The sequence below is a fragment of the Terriglobus sp. YAF25 genome (assembly GCF_052113305.1).
Classification (GTDB): domain Bacteria; phylum Acidobacteriota; class Terriglobia; order Terriglobales; family Acidobacteriaceae; genus Terriglobus.
In genome coordinates, this window is record NZ_JBFRCY010000005.1 from 1 (window position 1) to 17605 (window position 17605).

Consider the following 17605-nt stretch of genomic DNA (forward strand, 5'->3'; position numbering starts at 1 on the left):
ATTTTGTACAATTTTGTACAGCGCTGGAACGAAGCAAGTGAGAGATTGTCAGAGCAAGGCCGCTGGGGGGCCGGTTGCGAAGTGAATTTGCAGTTTCCAAATCGTGTTCCAGCTAAACGCGGCGCGGTGGTTGTGCAGATACAAAGAACGATGCATTCCGGACGTTATGTTGACGGACGAGCAACACCGGAAGGGGCGCCGTATGATATCGCGTCGGGTGAGCGATCAAATTTCGAACAGTATTGTGCCGCTATCCTCGCTGCACGCCGCTCCATCTATATTGAAAATCAGCAGATCGACGTGCCCGAAATTGTGGATTGTCTGCATCGGGCTCTCACGCGAGGCGTCGAAGTGGTTTTACTTGTGCCTTCCGATCCAGAAGTCGCTGTGCAGGCTCAGCGAGAGCTGCCCGCTTTTCTTAAATCTCTGGTAAAGTTCGGGATTTTCGCCAATTTTATCTTGGCCGGTGTTGCGGGAGTAGGCGCTGACGGTAATCGCAAATCGGTCTACGTTCACTCCAAACTGATGTTGGTCGACGACGAATGGGCTACCGTCGGATCGTGCAATCTGCACCGCTTTTCACTCTTCGGAAACGGTGAAATGAATGTCGCCTTCTCAGATCCACGTACCGTTCGCGCGTTCCGCTGCGAGCTCTTGCAGGAGCATCTGGATAAGGACACATCCGGCATGGATGATCGGAGCGCGCTCTGTCTATTCCGAGAGATCGCGAGACAGAACCGTAGAAAATTAGAAGCCGGTGACCATACTTGGCAGGGGCTGGCGTTCGAGCTTGCTACGGGATGCAACCAGGGTCGTGAAGCAGCTCAAGGTTAGCTCCCCGAACTCCATGGAGCACTAAACCCCAATGCACTCAAGGACAAGCAACGAGTGCCGAGGAAAACCCATCCTCGTATCGCAGCTCGATTAGGAAAATTGGTCCGTCCACTTATTGACTCTTCCCTATCCGAAGCGGTAGGATTTCTGCGGAAACATCCCATTCCCCCGAAAGTGGTCTTATCCGCATGTCGAAGTCTCTCTTTGCCCTGGCCCTACCAATTCTGATGACGGGAGCCGCATATGCGACCCCGGTCTGCAATGTGACCCAGTACGGCGCGAAGGCTGATGGGGCGACCAAAAACACTGCCGCGATTCAAAAGGCCATTGATGACTGCTCCGCGAAGAAGGGCACAGTTGTGCTCTCAGGTGGAACCTTTGTCTCGGGCCCGCTGGTACTGAAGAGCAACATCACCTTCCGCGTTGAGAAGGGCACGACGCTGCTGGGATCTGCGGACCACGACGACTATCCGAAGATGGAGGTGCTGCGGGCAGCGGGCCGGCAGTCGCTGATCTCGTCTGACCATGCAGAGAACGGTGGTTCCCTACTACTGCGACGATGTCATCATCCGCAACGTTCGCATCCTGGCTCCGGAGCACTCGCCGAACTCCGACGCGGTCGATCCGTTCTCGACCTCGAATATGATCATCGATCACCTCTACGCCGATGTGGGCGATGACAATATCGCCATCAAGTCCGGCCTGGTGAACTCACCCGGTCCGGATGCTCCTTCGAAGAACATCACCATCACCGATTGCACCTTCATGCATGGCCATGGACTCTCGATTGGAAGTGAGATCGCCGGAGGAGCGCAGAACATCCGTGCTGAACGTATCCACTTCGATGGCACCGATCAGGCGCTGCGCATCAAAGCCAACCGCGATCGCGGAGCCGACGTCTCGAATATCGTCTTCAAAGACATCGATATCAAGAACGTGGGTATGGCCATCCTAATCTCGGAGTATTACCCGAAGGTGCTTCCGCCCGAGGGTGATGCAGCCCAGCCGGTAACGCGCCTGACGCCGCTCTTCCACGACATCACCATTGAAAACGTCACTGCCACGAATGCCAAGACCACCGGCGTCATCATCGGCCTGCCGGAGTCGCCGGTAAAGAATGTGGTGTTGAAGAATGTGCACCTGGAGGGTGGCGTCGGCTTCCGCATCAGCGATGCCACCGTCACGGCGGAGAACTTCACCGTCAAGGCCGAGAAGGGCGAAGCAATTACTGTTCTGCCGTCGGCCAAGCTGACGAAGAAGTAGAACCGTCCCATCCATCCAACAAGGCCCGGCACTGCCGGGCCTTTCGCTTTAAACTGGGAACAGGCAATCCCCGTGACCGATCAGTACCTCATTCAGATCACCACTGCAGCGCTGGCTTCCTCTGCTGAGCGTGCGGGGCATCATCTTGCCTGCCATCCTGGTTGCCATCAGTGCTGCATTGGCGTCTTTCCCATCTCGCAGCTCGATGCCCATCGCCTGCGCGTCGCCTTTGAGGCGTCTCCAAAGCGAGCTGTGATCCATGCTCGCGTACAGGATGCTATTGCCCGCTTGAGCGCGAATTTTCCGGGGGACCCGGCAACCGGCATCCTCGATCCGGATGATCCTGCCTTTGAGGAGTTTGCCAACGACGAACCCTGTCCGGTGCTTGATCCGTTGACTGGCACCTGCGATCTCTACGAGGCTCGCCCAATCCCCTGCCGGACCTTCGGTCCTCCTATGCGTACTGAAGACGATGGTCTCGCCGTGTGTGAGCTGTGCTTTACGACAGCGACGCCGGAGGAGATTGCCGCCGCAGAGGTAGATCCGACGTTCCTGTCTCTGGAAGAAGAAATCAATGAAGAGTATGAAGAGCAGGCAGGCAAGCACGGACCGACGTTGATCGCCTGGGCTTTGCGAGAATAAGTGCCGCTCCTTCCGACGGCTCTATAGCGCGGACCTTCAGCCCGCAATCAGTCGCTTGCACTTAGACCTGGGGCGTTGCCCAGGCTGGTATAGAACGCGCTTTTCCACCCCGGCCTTCAGCGCTTTCATCGCGACTTGCGAACACTGCCGGCAACGCGGGTCTTCGCTACGCTCAGGATGACAAACTCCAGGAGACGTTCTCCACAGACGAGCGCCGGCAACAACGTCATCGGAAACATCTAAGCTAGATCCAGTGCCTTTCACCGCGATCCTGGAAGCGCTGCAGCGCGGCGCCACAATTCTGACCGGCAATCAACGTGCCGCCCGTTCGCTTTCGCGCGAATACGCACGACATCAGCGCGCGCAAGGCCTGCGTGTGTGGCAGGCGCCAGTCATTCTTCCCTGGTCGGCCTGGACGCACACTCTCTGGCAGCAGCTGCTTGTTGATGGTCATGAGCATCGGCTTCTACTCAATCCGTGGCAGGAGTCGGAGCTGTGGAGCGGGATCATCGCTGACGATGAACGGCTCTCCACGCTGCAATCGGCAGGATCTCTGGCTCCGCTGGCGCAACGCGCCCACACGCTGCTGCATCGCCATCGTGCGCGACGCAATCTTGAGGTTCACAACCTGAATGCCGATCAGCAGGCTTTTCTTCGCTGGCTCCATGCCTTCGAACGCACTTGCCGCACCGATGCCTGCCTCTCCTCGGCTGAGCTTGAAAGCGCTCTGCTCGAGAAGGCGAGCGAGCTCCGCCTTGCACCGCAGTATCTGCTGCACGGCTTCGATGGCCTGACGCCCGCGCAGCGGGCATTGCTGGATGTACTGCGTGCACAGACCACCTTCTCTGAGACACCACCAGCCGCGATCACCGCCCGGGCATCGCTCCATGCTGCCAACAGTCCGGACGATGAACTACGTTACCTCGCGCAGCAGGTGCGGGATCTACATACGGCGAAGCCTGCGGCCCGGATCGCCGTCATTGTGCCCGACCTTCAGTCGCAGCGGTCGATCGTCGAACGCGCCTTCCGCAATACGGCCGCTCCCTGGCTTAACCGTATCGGCAACACGGCTCCTGCGCCCTTTGAGTTCACGCTTGGCACACCACTCGCCCACCAGCCCGCAATCATTGCGGCCCTGCGGCTGATCCGCTGGACCAACCGGCCTCTGCCTCTCGACGAAGTTTCAAGTCTCCTGCGCTCTGCTTTCCTCAAGGGAGGCGAAGAGGAGTTGCTGGCGCGTGCTGATTTCGATGCTCGTGTCCTGCACGAACAAGCTCTGGTCGAACCCACGCTCTCGGCGGACCGACTGCTCTCACTGATCCGGATGCGGAATGCTCCGCGGCTCGATCGTCTGGAGGAGGTGCTCCAGAGTATTCGCCGCGCCAGCACCCGCGCGCGCAGCTTCTCCCAGTGGTCCACCAGTCTTCATGCCCTGCTTGAGGCCTGCGGATGGCCAGGAGACCGCACGCTGGACTCTGCCGGTTTCCAGCTTATGGAACGCTGGCAGGAACTGCTCGACGACCTGACAAGCCTCGACTTCATGGGCGGAACATACAGCTTCAGCCACATGTTCGGCGCCCTGGAACAGGCCGCGCACAGCACACTGTTCTCGCTGCGCTCGCTCGATGCGCCGATCCAGATCATGGGTGCTCTTGAGTCCGCCGGCAGCACCTTCGATGCGATCTTCTTCCTGAACGCGACCAACACGGCGTGGCCGGCACCGGTCTCGGCGCATCCTCTTCTGCCCTTCGCGCTGCAACGCATCAACGCTATGCCCGGAGCCGATGCCGCGACCGACATCGCTCAGGCACAGCGCATCACGGCCCGGATCCTTGCCAGTGCTCCTACGGTGGTGGTGACGTATGCCCGCGAATTTGCCGAGGGAGAACAACTACCCTCCCCACTCTTTACTCACCTGCCACAGATCGACGCCGTGCCACAGCCGGTCTCATCCCCTGACGTGAAGCTGGAGCCGGTTGACGACACGGAACCAATCCCCGTTCCACATGGGGCGTTACGCGGCGGCAGCAGTCTTCTGCGCAATCAGGCAGCCTGTGCGTTTCGCGCCTTTGCCGAGGGGCGCCTGCATACCCGTGCCATCAACGATGACTCTCCAGGCCTGACTCCTCGTTCCCGCGGCAATGTGACGCATGCGGTACTTGAGCACTTCTGGAAGGACGCCATCAGTCAGGCAGCCTTGAAGGCTATGCCGGCTGCGGAACTGGGGACGCGTGTGGATGAGGCTATCGACCACGCCTTCRCACAGATCGCCGCCGATGCCTCTTCCTGGAACCTTGCCTACCTGGGCGTGCAGCGGGAGCGACTGCGGAAGCTGATATTGCAGTGGCTGGAGTACGAGAAGAAGCGGAGTGACTTCACCGTCGCCGGCGTCGAAGAGAAGCGCGAAAATGTCGCGTTTGGTCCACTGGAGCTGACCCTTCGCGCAGACCGCATCGATCGCACCACAGAGGGGCTGGTACTCATCGACTACAAAACCGGCCAGGCCAAGCCGAAGTCGTGGCTTGGCGACCGTCCGGATGAGCCGCAGCTTCCCCTTTACGCATCGCTGCCTGCGGAAGAGCCGGTTGCAGCAATTGCGTTTGCCACATTGCGTACCGGTAAGGAGTTACAACTCGCCGGCTTTCAGAGCGCCGTGGGCGTACTGCCGAAGCCTAACAAACATCAGCCAAAGGAACCCTTCGACAAAACCCTTGCCGGATGGAAGGATGTCTTGCTGCGGTTGGCCGAAGAGTTCTACGCCGGCCACGCTGAGGTAAACCCGAAGAACTATCCCACGACCTGCGAATTCTGCGAACAGCGGCTTCTCTGCCGTCTGAATCCTGCAAACCTCGACCGGGACGACGAAGACACCGCGGAGGATGAGGATGAGTAAGCGGCCCGCGGATTTTGCTCAGCGCCAGGCGGCGTTGAATACGCGCGCGTCCGTGCTCGTCGAGGCGCCCGCTGGTTCCGGCAAGACTGGCCTGCTGATTCTGCGTTATCTGAAGCTGCTGGCCGATGCCTCTGTGGAGCAGCCGGAGCAGGTACTCGCCATCACCTTCACGCGGAAAGCAACGGCCGAGATGAAGGCTCGGGTGCTGGGGGCGCTGGCGGTCGCACAATCTGGACCGGAGCCTGAGGCGGAGGAGTGGGACCACAAGGCACAGGTGCATCGCACAGCGATGCAGGTGCTGGAGCGCGATGCACAGTTTGAATGGCATCTGCTCGAACATCCGGGACGACTGAATATCCGCACCATCGATTCCGTCTGCACGGAACTTGCCCGGGCACTGCCCGTGCTGGCCGGAGCCGGCGCGCTGCAACAACCCGTCGATGATGCATCCGCACTCTATCGTGAGGCGGCGTCGCGCACGCTGCGTCTGCTGGGCGGCGAAGATGCCGTACTCAATGAGGACATCCGCCTGTTGCTACTGCACCGCGACGGCAATCTGTCCGACTGCGAGTCGCTGCTGGCGGAGATGCTGGCCCTTCGAGAACAGTGGGGACATATCGTTCCGCTGACAGGCGATCTGACCGATGAAGCTCTGGATACGGAGGTTCGCCCCAGGCTGGAAGAAGCAATCGAACGGCTGATCTGCCAAGAGCTGAGCAAACTGCTGGAGATGCTTGGCAGCGAGCTGGCTCACCGAATCGCTCGACTGGCAGCTGCCTTTGGTGATGAACCGGCGTATGAGTCGATTCCTAATCCGTATGTTCTCTGCATCGGACTCACGGGGCATCCCGAACCGTTACCGCATGCTATCGAGCACTGGAAGACCTTCGCCACCATGTTCACGACAGGCGAGGGTAAGGCGTGGCGCTCGGGCTCGACCTTTAACCGGAAGAACATGAAGGTGGCCGCTTCGAAGCCGCTCCAGCAGCAGTTCCAGTACCTCCTTGCGGATGTCTCGCGGAACGATGCCCTGCTGCCTCAGTTCAAAGCGGTGCTGCGTCTTCCCGACGCGGCCTATCCCGACGATCAGTGGCAGGTGGCAAAGGCTCTCTTCCGCCTGCTGCGGGCGGCGATGGTAGAGCTGAGGCTGCTCTTCGCCGAGCGCGGACAGTGTGACTTTTCCGAGCTCTCGCTGGCGGCGCGCGCCGCGCTGGATCAGGATGCCGAGGCAGCTTCACTGGCTGCCGGGCTTGGCATGCGGCTGCAGCATCTTCTGGTGGACGAGATGCAGGACACCTCCACCTCGCAGTACGACCTGCTGGAGAAGCTGACGGAAGGGTGGGACGGTGTCAGCCAGACGCTCTTTCTCGTCGGAGATCCGAAACAATCCATCTATCTCTTTCGCCAGGCCCGGGTGGAGCGCTTCCTCGAGACGATGCAGACGAAGAAGCTGGGAACCATCCCGTTGGAGGTGGCCCAGCTCACGACAAACTTCCGATCCCAGCATCATCTGGTCAAGGAGTTCAACCGCCACTTCACACCGATCTTCGCGGACGACCCGATTGCCTACACAGAGGCGGCGCCTCATCTGGAGGCCAGCGGCAAGGACCCCTTCCGTTGGCATGCCTGGGTAAGCGCCGCAACCCAGCTCTCGCCGGAGGGCAAGCGCGAGGCCCGGCAACAGACCCGCGCCTTCGCCAGGGAGATTGCAGCCCTGGCAAAGGACGAGGCCGGGTCGAAGGCCGTGCTCGTCCGCGATCGCAAACACCTGCTGGAGATCATCGCGGCCTTCCGTGCCGAAGGTATCCCCTACCGCGCAGTCGAGATCGATTCGCTGGCGGAGCGTATCGAGGTCCTGGATCTGTTGGCCCTGACACGAGCCCTGTTGCACCCGGCGGATCGCCCCGCATGGTTCGCCGTACTGCGGGCTCCGTGGTGCGGGCTGTCGCTGGCCGAGATGCACCTGCTGGCCGGGCAGGACGACCACGCCTGGCGGCATATGCCCGTTCCCCGGCTGCTGGCTGAGCGGATCGCGCTCCTGGCCCCTGACGCAACTGCTCGCGCCCGGCGGACGTGGGAGGTACTGCAGGCCGCCGGCGCGGAACGTGGGACCCAATCCACCGCCTGCTGGGTCGAGAGAGCATGGAGGTCACTGGGCGGAGACGTCGGCCTCACGCCCGAAGCGCTGACCAACGCGGAGGCCTTCTTCCGCCTGCTCGACAACCTGGAATCGACAGGGGCTTCTTTGGCGACGCTCCCCGACCGGTTACAAAAGCTCTACGCCACGCCAGAACACCGGCCTGACGCGGTCGACCTGCTGACGATCCATAAGTCCAAGGGACTGGAGTGGGATGTTGTCTTCGTGCCCGCACTGGAGCGGAGATCGGGCATCACCGGCTCGCGAGCGCTCTCATGGCTGGAGCTCGAATCGAACAGCCACCTGGTACTGCTCTCACCAATTGCGCCTCGGGAGGAGGAAAAGGATGCTCTCACATCCTGGATCAAAAACATTCACAATCAACGAGAAACATCTGAAAGAAAACGACTTTTCTATGTTGCTTCAACCCGGGCAAGGCGTCACCTGCATCTGTTCGCGCTGGCACATACGAGCGCGAAGAATACGGTCGAGCCCCACGCCGGGACCCTGCTTCAGGCTGCCTGGCCGGCGGCGCATGGGCACTTTGCTCCGGTCTTGGCTCCTGAGCTTCCCTTCCCAGTGCCCGAAGAAATAGAACTGGAGATTCCTTATCGCGACGCTGGAGGCGGACTCTTTCGGCTGCCTGCGGCATTGAATCCGATGGAGTGGCTGGCCCGGCCAGATAAGCCGGGGATATCACCGGAGCCGAGCTACCAACGTCCTCAGGGCGGTATTGAAGCAAGGGCCTTCGGCAATGTGGTTCATCTGCTTGTCGAGTCCATGGCAAACGCCATCGCCAGAGGAGAGGAACCGGATGTCACTCAGTGGCATCCGCGGGCCCACGCTCTGCTGCGTACAGAGGGCATTGCACCGGGAGACCTGCCGCATCAGACTCAGCAGGTAGTGAGAGCCCTGGAAAACATGCTGCTGGATCCTGAAGGCCGCTGGCTGCTGGAGCCGCACATTGCAGCGGCAAGCGAGTCTGCCCTGGAAGACGAGACTGGCAGACATCTCCGTACCGACCGCACGTTCTTTGCCGGTAATGCTCCGTTAGTTTCAGGGGAAGGGACGCTCTGGATCGTGGACTTCAAATCCTCTGAAAACTCGGGCGGCGACGTGGCCGCCTTCCTTACTGCCCAGAAAAAGCTGTATGCGCCCAAAATGGTGGAGTATGCCCAGACGAAACGTGCGCAGTTGGGGGCAGAGACGCCGATCATTCTGGCTCTGCACTTCCCGCTACTGCCCGCCCTTATTTATTGGCAGGCAGAGTAGAGTGACGGGCGGAGTAGACACTGGGCTTTCATCAGGCAGCGGCGCTGATACGCACCGACTTTGCGTCCTTGATTTGACGGTGCATGCGCGCCAGATCCCGCAACTGCTCTGCCTCGCGATGGTCCGCAGGAGGCATTTGGCTGGCTTCGGCGTCGAGCAATCGTGCGATGTACTCCCCTACCGTCATGTGAACTTCGTATCTGGCTGCCATATCTTGATCTTTCTTTTGAAACGTTTTTCTACCGGAATCGTTCCAACCCGTAACGTTACCGATTACTTAGAGTATCGGCGGCTTCGCTCCGGGCTTTAGTTTTTTATTTCGTACTATTTTTTGAGGCTCAAGACGGCCGTGGTTCCCGGAGGATAGAAGGTCCTACTAGAGCATTTCTCCTGTTGCTGGGTAGTCCGGAAGGGGAGTACAGCGGCGTTTTCATTGCGGAAAACGCCCATAGATACGGAATCCCTACACTACACCTACAGGAGAAATGCTCTAGTCGGCGATGCCGGCGCTTCGCCTTTTGGGCTCTCCCGGCGGGTCAACTATTAAAAGCAACTGGATTGACAAAACGTTATCGTACACGATTTTATATTGGCAGGCTGTGAACACTTATATCTCCTGCAATACGGTAACGTTCACGGAAACTTTGCGCTCCTACAAAAATATCGGGTAACTTTCCACGGGGTAATTGTTATGGCTCACGAGTCCATCGCAGACCAGAAACTGGCGCCACACTCCCTGTCACATTTGGTTCTGCCAGAAGCGCCCAGCTCTGAGACTGGCCCGGTAAAGGTCTGGAACGAGCCTGTCACCATACTCACGTATAAGCCTGCGGCGCCTGACAAGAATCCCCTCTTCCTGGAGAAGCGTATCTACCAGGGCAGCAGCGGGCGGGTCTATCCACTGCCGGTGATCGACTGTATTGCCACGGAGCCGGGATCAAAAACATGGCAGGCGGTCCATCTCGAAAACGAGTACCTGCGCCTGATGGTGATGCCTGAGATCGGCGGGCGGATCCACGTCGGTCTCGATAAGAGGACGGGATACGACTTCTTCTATCGCCAGAATGTGATCAAGCCGGCGCTGGTGGGACTGGCGGGGCCATGGATCTCAGGCGGAGTGGAATTCAACTGGCCGCAGCATCATCGCCCTGCCACCTTCATGCCCCTGGAAGTCAGCGTGGAGCGTGCGCCAGACGACAGCATTACGGTCTGGTGTTCCGACCATGACCCGATGTCTCACTTGAAGGGCATGCATGGCATCTGCCTGCGGACGGGGTCTGCAGTGGTGGAAGTAAAGGTTCGCTTATATAACCGGACGCAGGATACGCAGACCTTTCTCTGGTGGGCCAACGTCGCCACCAGGGTCCATGAAAAGTACCAGTCGTTCTTCCCGGAGGATGTACGCTTCGTCGCGGACCATGCGAAGCGGGCCGTGACGGAATATCCGCGCAGCCAGGGAACGTACTACGGCGTGGACTACAAGCAGCGCGCGCTTGAGGGTGTTCCTCTGGAGGAGATGCCGCCCTGCTTTGTGCCCGACGGCTCCTACCCTGCAAATGATCTCGGCTGGTATGCCAATATCCCCGTGCCGACGAGCTACATGATCGTTGGCTCGCAGGGCGACTTCTTTGGTGGCTATGACCATGCGCGCAAGGCAGGGACTGTGGCTGTCGCGAACCACCATGTAGCTCCGGGCAAGAAGCAGTGGACCTGGGGCAATCATGAGTTTGGCTATGCCTGGGACCGCAGTTTGACGGACGACGATGGTCCTTATGTTGAGCTCATGTCCGGTGCCTACACGGACAATCAACCTGACTTCTCCTTCCTTGCGCCGGGCGAGACCAAGGCCTTCAGCCAGTTCTGGTATCCCATCGGGGAGATCGGCGTTCCGAACCTGGCGAACGTCGATGGAGCGCTCCGTGTCGAGCGCGATCCTGAAGCGATCACCGTGCACGTTCAGTTGACCTCAGCGAAAGAGGGTTGCACCGTCATCGCACGGACAGCGAAACGCGAGTTCGGCCGTTGGTCAGGTGATCTGACGCCGGAGACGACATGGTCCGGACGATTCGAGCACAGCGGTTCATTGCAGGGCCTTGAGGTCAGTGTGATTGCGGGAGATGTGACGCTGCTGCGCTATGTCCCTGACGAAACGGTTCCGGTTCAGGCTCCCGAGGTGGCGACCGAGCCGCCGCTACCGCAGGATGTCGAGAGTGCGGATGAACTGTTCCTTACCGGTCTTCATCTAGAACAATACCGCCATCCCACGCGCGGTCCTGAGACTTACTGGCTTGAAGCCATCCGCCGCGATGCCGGCGACAGCCGCTGCAACCATATGCTGGGTCGTTGGCATCTGCGGCGGGGCGAATTCGAAAAGGCCGAGCAGTATCTGCGCACCGCTATCGCTCGCCTGACCCGGCGCAACCCCAATCCGTACGATGGAGAGCCGTACTACAACCTGGGACTTACTCTGCGTTACCAGCAGCGGATTGCCGAAGCGTACGATGCCTTCTATAAAAGCACGTGGAACGCAGCCTGGCGTGGACCGGGATATCACCGTCTCGCAGAGATTGATTGCGCACGCGGAGAATGGCCGAAGGCTCTCGATCACCTCGACCGATCGCTCGGCGCAGACGCAGACAATCTCTCTGCACGCAATCTCAAAGCGGTCGTGCTGAAGCGTCTGGGTAGAAGCGAGGAGGCGCAGCGACTTCTGGATCAAACTCAGGCGCTCGATCCTCTCGAGGTCTTCGGCCGTTTCCTGAGGCATGGGGAGATACCCACCAATCCCCAGATGCAGCTTGATCTCGGTTTCGATCTCACGCGCGCCGGACTCTTCGAGGAAGCTCTTCAGGCGCTGCCTGCCGACTCTCCGTCCACAATGGTGAGGTATGCGCGCGCCGATGTCCTGCGGCTGACGGGACGCGTAAGCGAGAGCACTGAAGCATATGGCCGCGCTTCAGAGCGAAACCCAGACTATCTCTTTCCCAATCGCCTGGAAGAGTTGGTCGTTCTTGAGCAGGCTTTGGAGGTCAATCCAAAAGACGCACGCGCGGCATATGCGCTGGGCAATCTTTTATACGATCGCCGGAGGCATCGCGAAGCCATCGCCTGCTGGGAACAGAGCGTAGCCGCGTGTCCTGATTTTCCCGTTGCATGGCGGAATCTCGGCATCGCTTACTTCAATATTCTCTCCGACAGTTCTAAAGCTCTTGAGGCGTTTGGGCGTGCCCGTCAGTGCGCCCCGGCGGATGCTCGGCTTCTCTACGAACTGGATCAGCTTCGCAAGAGAACCGGAGTCGCTCTTGAGGATCGGGCAAAGTCGCTATTGAAGGAACACGGCCTGGTCGAGAGGCGCGACGATCTCTCGGTAGAGTTGGCTTCGCTGCACAACAGTCTCGGCAGACCTGAGCAAGCGCTTCGCATTCTTCGCCAAAGACAGTTCCAGCCCTGGGAGGGTGGGGAGGGGCTGGTGCTCTCAGAGTATGTCCGCGCGAACGTGCTGCTGGCACAGGATGCGCTCCCTGCAGAACCGCAGAGGGCTCTGGAGCTTCTCCACGCCGCCGGTTCCCCTCCCCGCAACCTCAGCGAAGCCAASCATCTGCTCATGAATCTCAGCATGATCGACTACTGGTACGGAGTTGTCTATGCCGCGATCGGCAACATGGAGAGAGCCCGGGAATCCTGGTCACGCGCGGCACGATACACAGGCGACTTCCAGCAGATGCAGGTACAGCCCGTCTCCGAGATGACGTACTGGAGTGCGATGGCGTTGCGGCAACTCGGACAGGAACAGGAAGCAACCAACCTTTTCCGCAAAATTGAGACATACGCATCCGCGATGGAGCACCAGACACCGAAGATCGACTATTTCGCAACATCATTGCCGGCAATGCTGCTGTTCGAGATCGATCTGAAAGAGCGCCAGACGATCACAGCACTCTTCCTCAAAGCACAAGCGGCATTCGGATTAGGAGAGCGGCAACGCGCGATGGAACTACTTGAACAGGTAGAGTTCATGGACCGCAGTCATAGCGGAGCCATCGATATGCGCAGGCTGCTTATGGGTGAATCATGCACGGTCCGATAGAGGTTGCCACGACAGGAAGTTCTGTCGAAGCAGAGAAGACGACGTATGTGTGGGGTATCGCCATCGTCGCAGCGCTGGGCGGCCTGCTCTTCGGCTATGACTGGGTGGTGATTGGCGGCGCGCGAGAGTTCTATGAGATTTACTTTCATCTCACCTCCGCCAATCTTGTGGGATGGGCGAACAGTTGTGCCCTGGTGGGCTGTCTTGCCGGCTCTTTGATTGCAGGCTCGCTTGCGGATCGCTTTGGAAGAAAGCCCGTCCTTCTGATCGCCGCGCTGCTGTTCGCGGTTTCTTCCATCCTGACAGGCTGGGCATATACGTTTACGAGCTTCATTGTGTGGAGAATTACAGGAGGCATCGCGATTGGGCTCAGCTCCAATGTGTCGCCTCTTTATATTGCCGAGGTGAGCCCTTCCTCGCTCCGCGGGCGACTGGTCAGCCTGAATCAGTTTGCGATCGTCGTAGGAATCCTGCTTGCTCAGCTCATCAATTGGCTCTTGGCGAAGCCCATCCCGGAACATGCCTCCATGGACATGCTTTTCTCGTCATGGAATGTGCAGTACGGATGGCGCTGGATGTTCATCGCGCTCGTGATTCCATCCGCCATCTTCGCGTTCGCCTCGTTATGGCTTCCAGAGAGCCCACGCTGGCTTGCCGCCCGCGGCCGGCAAGACGATGCCCGACATACGCTTCAGCGAGTGGGYGGCAAGGCCTATGCGCAGGCGGAGTTAGCTAATATTGACCGCACACTGCATCTGGAACAAAAGGTTGCGACCAGCCTCTGGCAAGAGCTGGCGGTTCCCGCTGTCCGTCGCATTCTGCTTGTGGGGATCGCCCTGGCCGTCCTGCAGCAATGGACGGGGATCAATGTGCTTTTCAACTATGCGGCGGAGGTCTACCGCAACGCCGGCTACGGCGCCAACGACATCTTCCTCAACATCGTCATCACCGGAACCATCAATCTGATCTTTACTATCGCAGCCGTCTTCCTGATCGACAGGATAGGGAGACGTAAGCTGATGATCTTCGGCTGCGCAGGAATCGCCGTCTCTCATATTCTGTGCGCGATTGCGTATCGAGCCGGTATGGGCGGAATCGCAGTCCTTGTACTTACCCTGAGCGCGATTGGCTGCTACGCGCTGACACTTGCTCCTGTGACCTGGGTTCTGATCTCTGAGATCTTTCCCCAACGCGTTCGAGCTCAAGGTGTCTCCATCGCCGTCAGTGCATTGTGGATCGCTTCTTTTGCCCTGACCTACAGTTTCCCCATCCTCAATCGCCGTTTGGGTACAGCGTGGGTCTTCGCGGGGTACGGCGCAATCTGTATCCTCGGGGGCATTCTGGTTGCGACTTCGGTTACGGAGACCAAGGGCCGCAGTCTTGAGGAGATTGAGGCAGGCGTCTTGCAGGGTTAAACGACGCGGACAGAGACGCCGGTTTTCAGTGAGAATAACCCGTATTTCGAGGAATGGATCAAAGCCCGCATGAACGATGAACCGAAGAGTATCAGCATTAAAGATATTGCCGAGGCTCTGAGCATTTCGATCGGAACCGTGGACCGTGCCCTTCATGGACGTCGCGGTGTAAGTGAAAAGACAAAAGCTCGCGTTCTCAAGATGGCCGAGCAGATGGGGTACAAGCCCAATCTCGCGGCACAGGCATTGAAGCTGAACCGCCGCATCTCGATCGGTGTTGTTCTGCCAAAACACATCTCCTACTTCTTCGATCCGTTGCGCGCAGGCATCCGCGCCGCCGCGAATGCGGCAATGGGTTCCCAGATCTCCCTCGAGTTTCATGAGTACCCCCGCATTGGCAGCGGCGATGTTGAGGCGCTTGAAGCGGCGCATGCCCGGAAGTATGACGGGCTGATCTTTCTTCCGGGAGACATTCAGCGATTCAGTCCACTGATTCGTAAGATCTCACGAGGGGGCACGCCGATGATGTGTGTCGGCAGCGATGCTCCCGATACTGGACGCATCGGGTCCGTCTCCGCACATGCCTATATCAGCGGCTCGATTGCGGCGGAGTTGCTGGCTCATAAGCTGCCGCACAAAGCCAATGTGGCCATTCTTACAGGAGAGCTGTCCACGCTGGATCATGCGGAAAAGCTGAGCGGATTTGCGGCAACGCTGGCCATCCAGGCGCCCCATCTAACACTTATGCCCACGCTCGAAAGTCACGAAAAACCTAAGGAGGCTTACCGGCAGGCGCTCGCGCTGATGCGTCAGAAGGGTCACCCTGAGGGGCTATATCTCAGCACGGCCAACAGCATCGCCGTCATCGAAGCGCTGGAAGAGCTTGGGCTGCTGGGCAAAGTCCAGGTGGTTGCAACCGATCTGTTCCAGGAGCTTGCAACGCTTATTAAATCCAACAAGGTTCTGGCGACGCTTTATCAACGCCCCTTCACGCAGGGCAAGGTGGCCTTTGAGAACCTCGTAACCTACCTCACCCGCGGCAGTCTTGAGTCTCCGGTCGTACAGCTCGCACCTCACATCGTGTTGCGCAGCAATTTACCGCTGTTTGCCGGCCGCATCTCTGAGACAGAGGACGAGAGTGAGCTTGAGTCCGGTAGCCTGAAATAGAAAACCGCCTATCTTTCTTGGATTGATTTCCGGAATGCCTCCCACGTGATTCCTGTGGGCGTCAGATGGATTCCCAAATCCCATGCGAAATCCTCCCCGGGCGCTAGTTGGAAAGCGAGTCCTTGCTCCTGTGCCTGTTTCAAGGTGCCGCATGGAGCTGTGGTCGGTTCCAGAGCAACCGCGTATTGCTGAGGCGCCGATCCACCGGGCCATCCTCCGTAACAGAACCAGAGACCGAGATACGGCATCGCGAGCGGGGAGAACGAAAGGATCAGCCCTTGCTTCCCTTCCGATCGGTACAGGCCGCAGCGGCCTGTGCTCAATGTATCGGTGTAGAGCATCTCTGCTTCTCCTGTTTCTGCAGGAAGAACGGTGTCGATTCCGTTGCCGGGCCAAGTGACCTGATCGCCGGGCTGTCSCATTCTTCCTGCGCGGGAGTAGGTCAACTGCAACGTTTTCGCCTCAGGCGGCAGCACGATCCGGTCGCCAGGCTCGATCGCAAAGAGAGGATGGCAGGCGTACAGGAACGAAGTATCACTCTGGCCGACGTTCTGAACACGATAGTGAATGGAGAGGCCGCTCACCTGCAGCGAGATCGCCTTCTGGAATGACAGAGGGCGGCTGAACCCATTCGCCGCGAGAGCGACATGGTCTGCCGATTGTGCGGTCACCTTCCAGCGGAGCTGCCAGAAATCGCCGTGGTCGGGAACGGGGCCACCTGCGGTTGTGTCGTCACAAATACCTACCGTCGGAAGACACTCTTCGATTCCTGCACAAGCGCCATGCTGGAATTGTGCATCGTAGCCCGGCTTCAGGCGGAGATTCTCATTCGTTGACTGCGTAAGGAACTCAATCCCGCTGCTCTGCGAAACCAGAGATCTGATGCGGCCACCCTCTTCCGGTGCGATACTCACCGAAAGCGAGCTGTTTGTCAGGGCAATTGTTTTGCGATGGAGACCCACGCCGTCAAGTATCCTTCACAGGCGGGAGTGAATCCAATTACCTTTGGATTACTTCTAAATTGCCGATCAACAATCAACACAGCAAAACATACCCAATCGTCGGCTATTCTTAAGATATGGACATTGACTGGATCATTTGCGAAATCGATACAGAATTAGAACGGCTTCGCCATATCCGCGATTTCGTCGAGAATTTGTCCAATACGCTTGACGTAGAACCCAAGACAGCTCGTAAGACATCCTCGAAGAAACGGACCTCCCCTCGGAGTGAACCGCCGGTGATCGTACTGCCTCCAAAAGAAAAGCGGACCTATACTCCCCGGCGCAAGTCCCCCGTCGAGTCACCTCGAGCTTTGGCTTCGGCGATCCCCGATCGCCCGGTCTTCGTCTCAAAACCGTCTCCTGTCTCCGCTCCGAGCGTAAAGATTGAGACCCCTCCGATAGATACGAAGGAACTGGAAGCGGCCGTCAGGCGCAGCCTGTTCGGCCAAACGGCTTAGTCAGAAGCACTTTTGGCTCTCCGATGCCGGCGGCCTGAGAATTTTCTCCCGGTGCTAACTAAAACATTAGTTGCCCGTCCATCTCTCTGAGACGCTATGCCGCCACGCCGCTCCAATACGCTCACCGAGGCCGAACTCCGGCTGATGCGCCTGCTGTGGCGGCTAGGCGAATGCTCCGTTCAGGATCTTGTCTCGGCCATGCCTGCCGATGGGCGGCTGGCCTACAACTCCGTCCTGACGACGATTCGCATCCTCGAATCCAAGGGTTACGTCGAGCACCGTCAAGACGGCCGTGCCTTCCTCTATACAGCGGTGGTCGCCGAACACGATGCCCAGCAGAGCGAAGTGCGCCATGTGATCGGCCGCTTCTTCGAAAACAGCCGCGAAAAGCTGATGCTTGCGGTGCTGGGAGACGGCCAGGTCAGCGCGGAAG

12 protein-coding genes are annotated in these 17605 nt (G+C 58.9%); 10 read left to right on the plus strand and 2 right to left on the minus strand.

The genetic code is table 11. From position 1 onward, the window contains the following. The 6 genes from AB4043_RS00420 to AB4043_RS00445 form a co-directional block, all read left to right on the plus strand. Positions 1-834: phospholipase D-like domain-containing protein (locus AB4043_RS00420; RefSeq protein ID WP_442306308.1), on the plus strand; the 834-nt coding region annotated here is incomplete at its 5' end. A 188-nt stretch (positions 835-1022) separates the two neighbouring features. After that, positions 1023-1514 carry a glycosyl hydrolase family 28-related protein gene (locus tag AB4043_RS00425; protein WP_442306309.1) on the plus strand — a complete coding sequence of 164 codons (492 nt, stop codon included), beginning with the start codon at positions 1023-1025 and terminating at the stop codon, positions 1512-1514. Further along, positions 1420-2097 carry a glycoside hydrolase family 28 protein gene (locus tag AB4043_RS00430; protein ID WP_442306314.1) on the plus strand — a complete coding sequence of 226 codons (678 nt, stop codon included), beginning with the start codon at positions 1420-1422 and terminating at the stop codon, positions 2095-2097. Before AB4043_RS00425 ends, AB4043_RS00430 begins: the two co-directional genes overlap by 95 nt. A gap of 72 nt (positions 2098-2169) precedes the next feature. Beyond that, positions 2170-2739, plus strand: a complete 570-nt coding sequence (locus tag AB4043_RS00435; protein ID WP_442301226.1) for a YkgJ family cysteine cluster protein — start codon at positions 2170-2172, stop codon at positions 2737-2739. 253 nt (positions 2740-2992) lie between these two features. Beyond that, positions 2993-5632 carry a PD-(D/E)XK nuclease family protein gene (locus tag AB4043_RS00440; RefSeq protein ID WP_442306310.1) on the plus strand — a complete coding sequence of 880 codons (2640 nt, stop codon included), beginning with the start codon at positions 2993-2995 and terminating at the stop codon, positions 5630-5632. Continuing rightward, positions 5625-9041: a UvrD-helicase domain-containing protein gene (locus tag AB4043_RS00445; protein WP_442301224.1), complete on the plus strand. Its 3417-nt coding sequence runs from the start codon at positions 5625-5627 to the stop codon at positions 9039-9041. The genes AB4043_RS00440 and AB4043_RS00445 overlap by 8 nt, the downstream gene beginning before the upstream one ends. Before the next feature lie 31 nt (positions 9042-9072). Here AB4043_RS00445 and AB4043_RS00450 read toward each other — a convergent pair whose 3' ends face one another. After that, the gene (locus AB4043_RS00450) at positions 9073-9252 is read right to left on the minus strand and encodes a hypothetical protein (protein WP_442301223.1); all 180 of its coding nucleotides are present in this window, start codon (positions 9250-9252) and stop codon (positions 9073-9075) included. 480 nt (positions 9253-9732) lie between these two features. Here AB4043_RS00450 and AB4043_RS00455 point away from each other — a divergent pair, with 480 nt between their 5' ends. From AB4043_RS00455 to AB4043_RS00465, 3 genes are all read left to right on the plus strand, one after another. Continuing rightward, entirely contained in the window at positions 9733-13128 is a 3396-nt protein-coding gene (locus tag AB4043_RS00455) for a DUF5107 domain-containing protein (protein ID WP_442306311.1), read from the plus strand. Continuing rightward, positions 13113-14543: a sugar porter family MFS transporter gene (locus tag AB4043_RS00460; RefSeq protein ID WP_442301221.1), complete on the plus strand. Its 1431-nt coding sequence runs from the start codon at positions 13113-13115 to the stop codon at positions 14541-14543. The genes AB4043_RS00455 and AB4043_RS00460 overlap by 16 nt, the downstream gene beginning before the upstream one ends. A 69-nt stretch (positions 14544-14612) precedes the next feature. Further along, positions 14613-15710, plus strand: a complete 1098-nt coding sequence (locus AB4043_RS00465; RefSeq protein ID WP_442301220.1) for a LacI family DNA-binding transcriptional regulator — start codon at positions 14613-14615, stop codon at positions 15708-15710. Between the two features lie 8 nt (positions 15711-15718). Here the strand turns inward: AB4043_RS00465 and AB4043_RS00470 are convergent, their stop codons facing one another. Continuing rightward, the gene (locus AB4043_RS00470) at positions 15719-16672 is read right to left on the minus strand and encodes an aldose epimerase family protein (RefSeq protein WP_442306312.1); all 954 of its coding nucleotides are present in this window, start codon (positions 16670-16672) and stop codon (positions 15719-15721) included. A 596-nt stretch (positions 16673-17268) separates the two neighbouring features. Here AB4043_RS00470 and AB4043_RS00475 point away from each other — a divergent pair. After that, positions 17269-17605: BlaI/MecI/CopY family transcriptional regulator (locus AB4043_RS00475; RefSeq protein WP_442306313.1), on the plus strand; the 337-nt coding region annotated here is incomplete at its 3' end.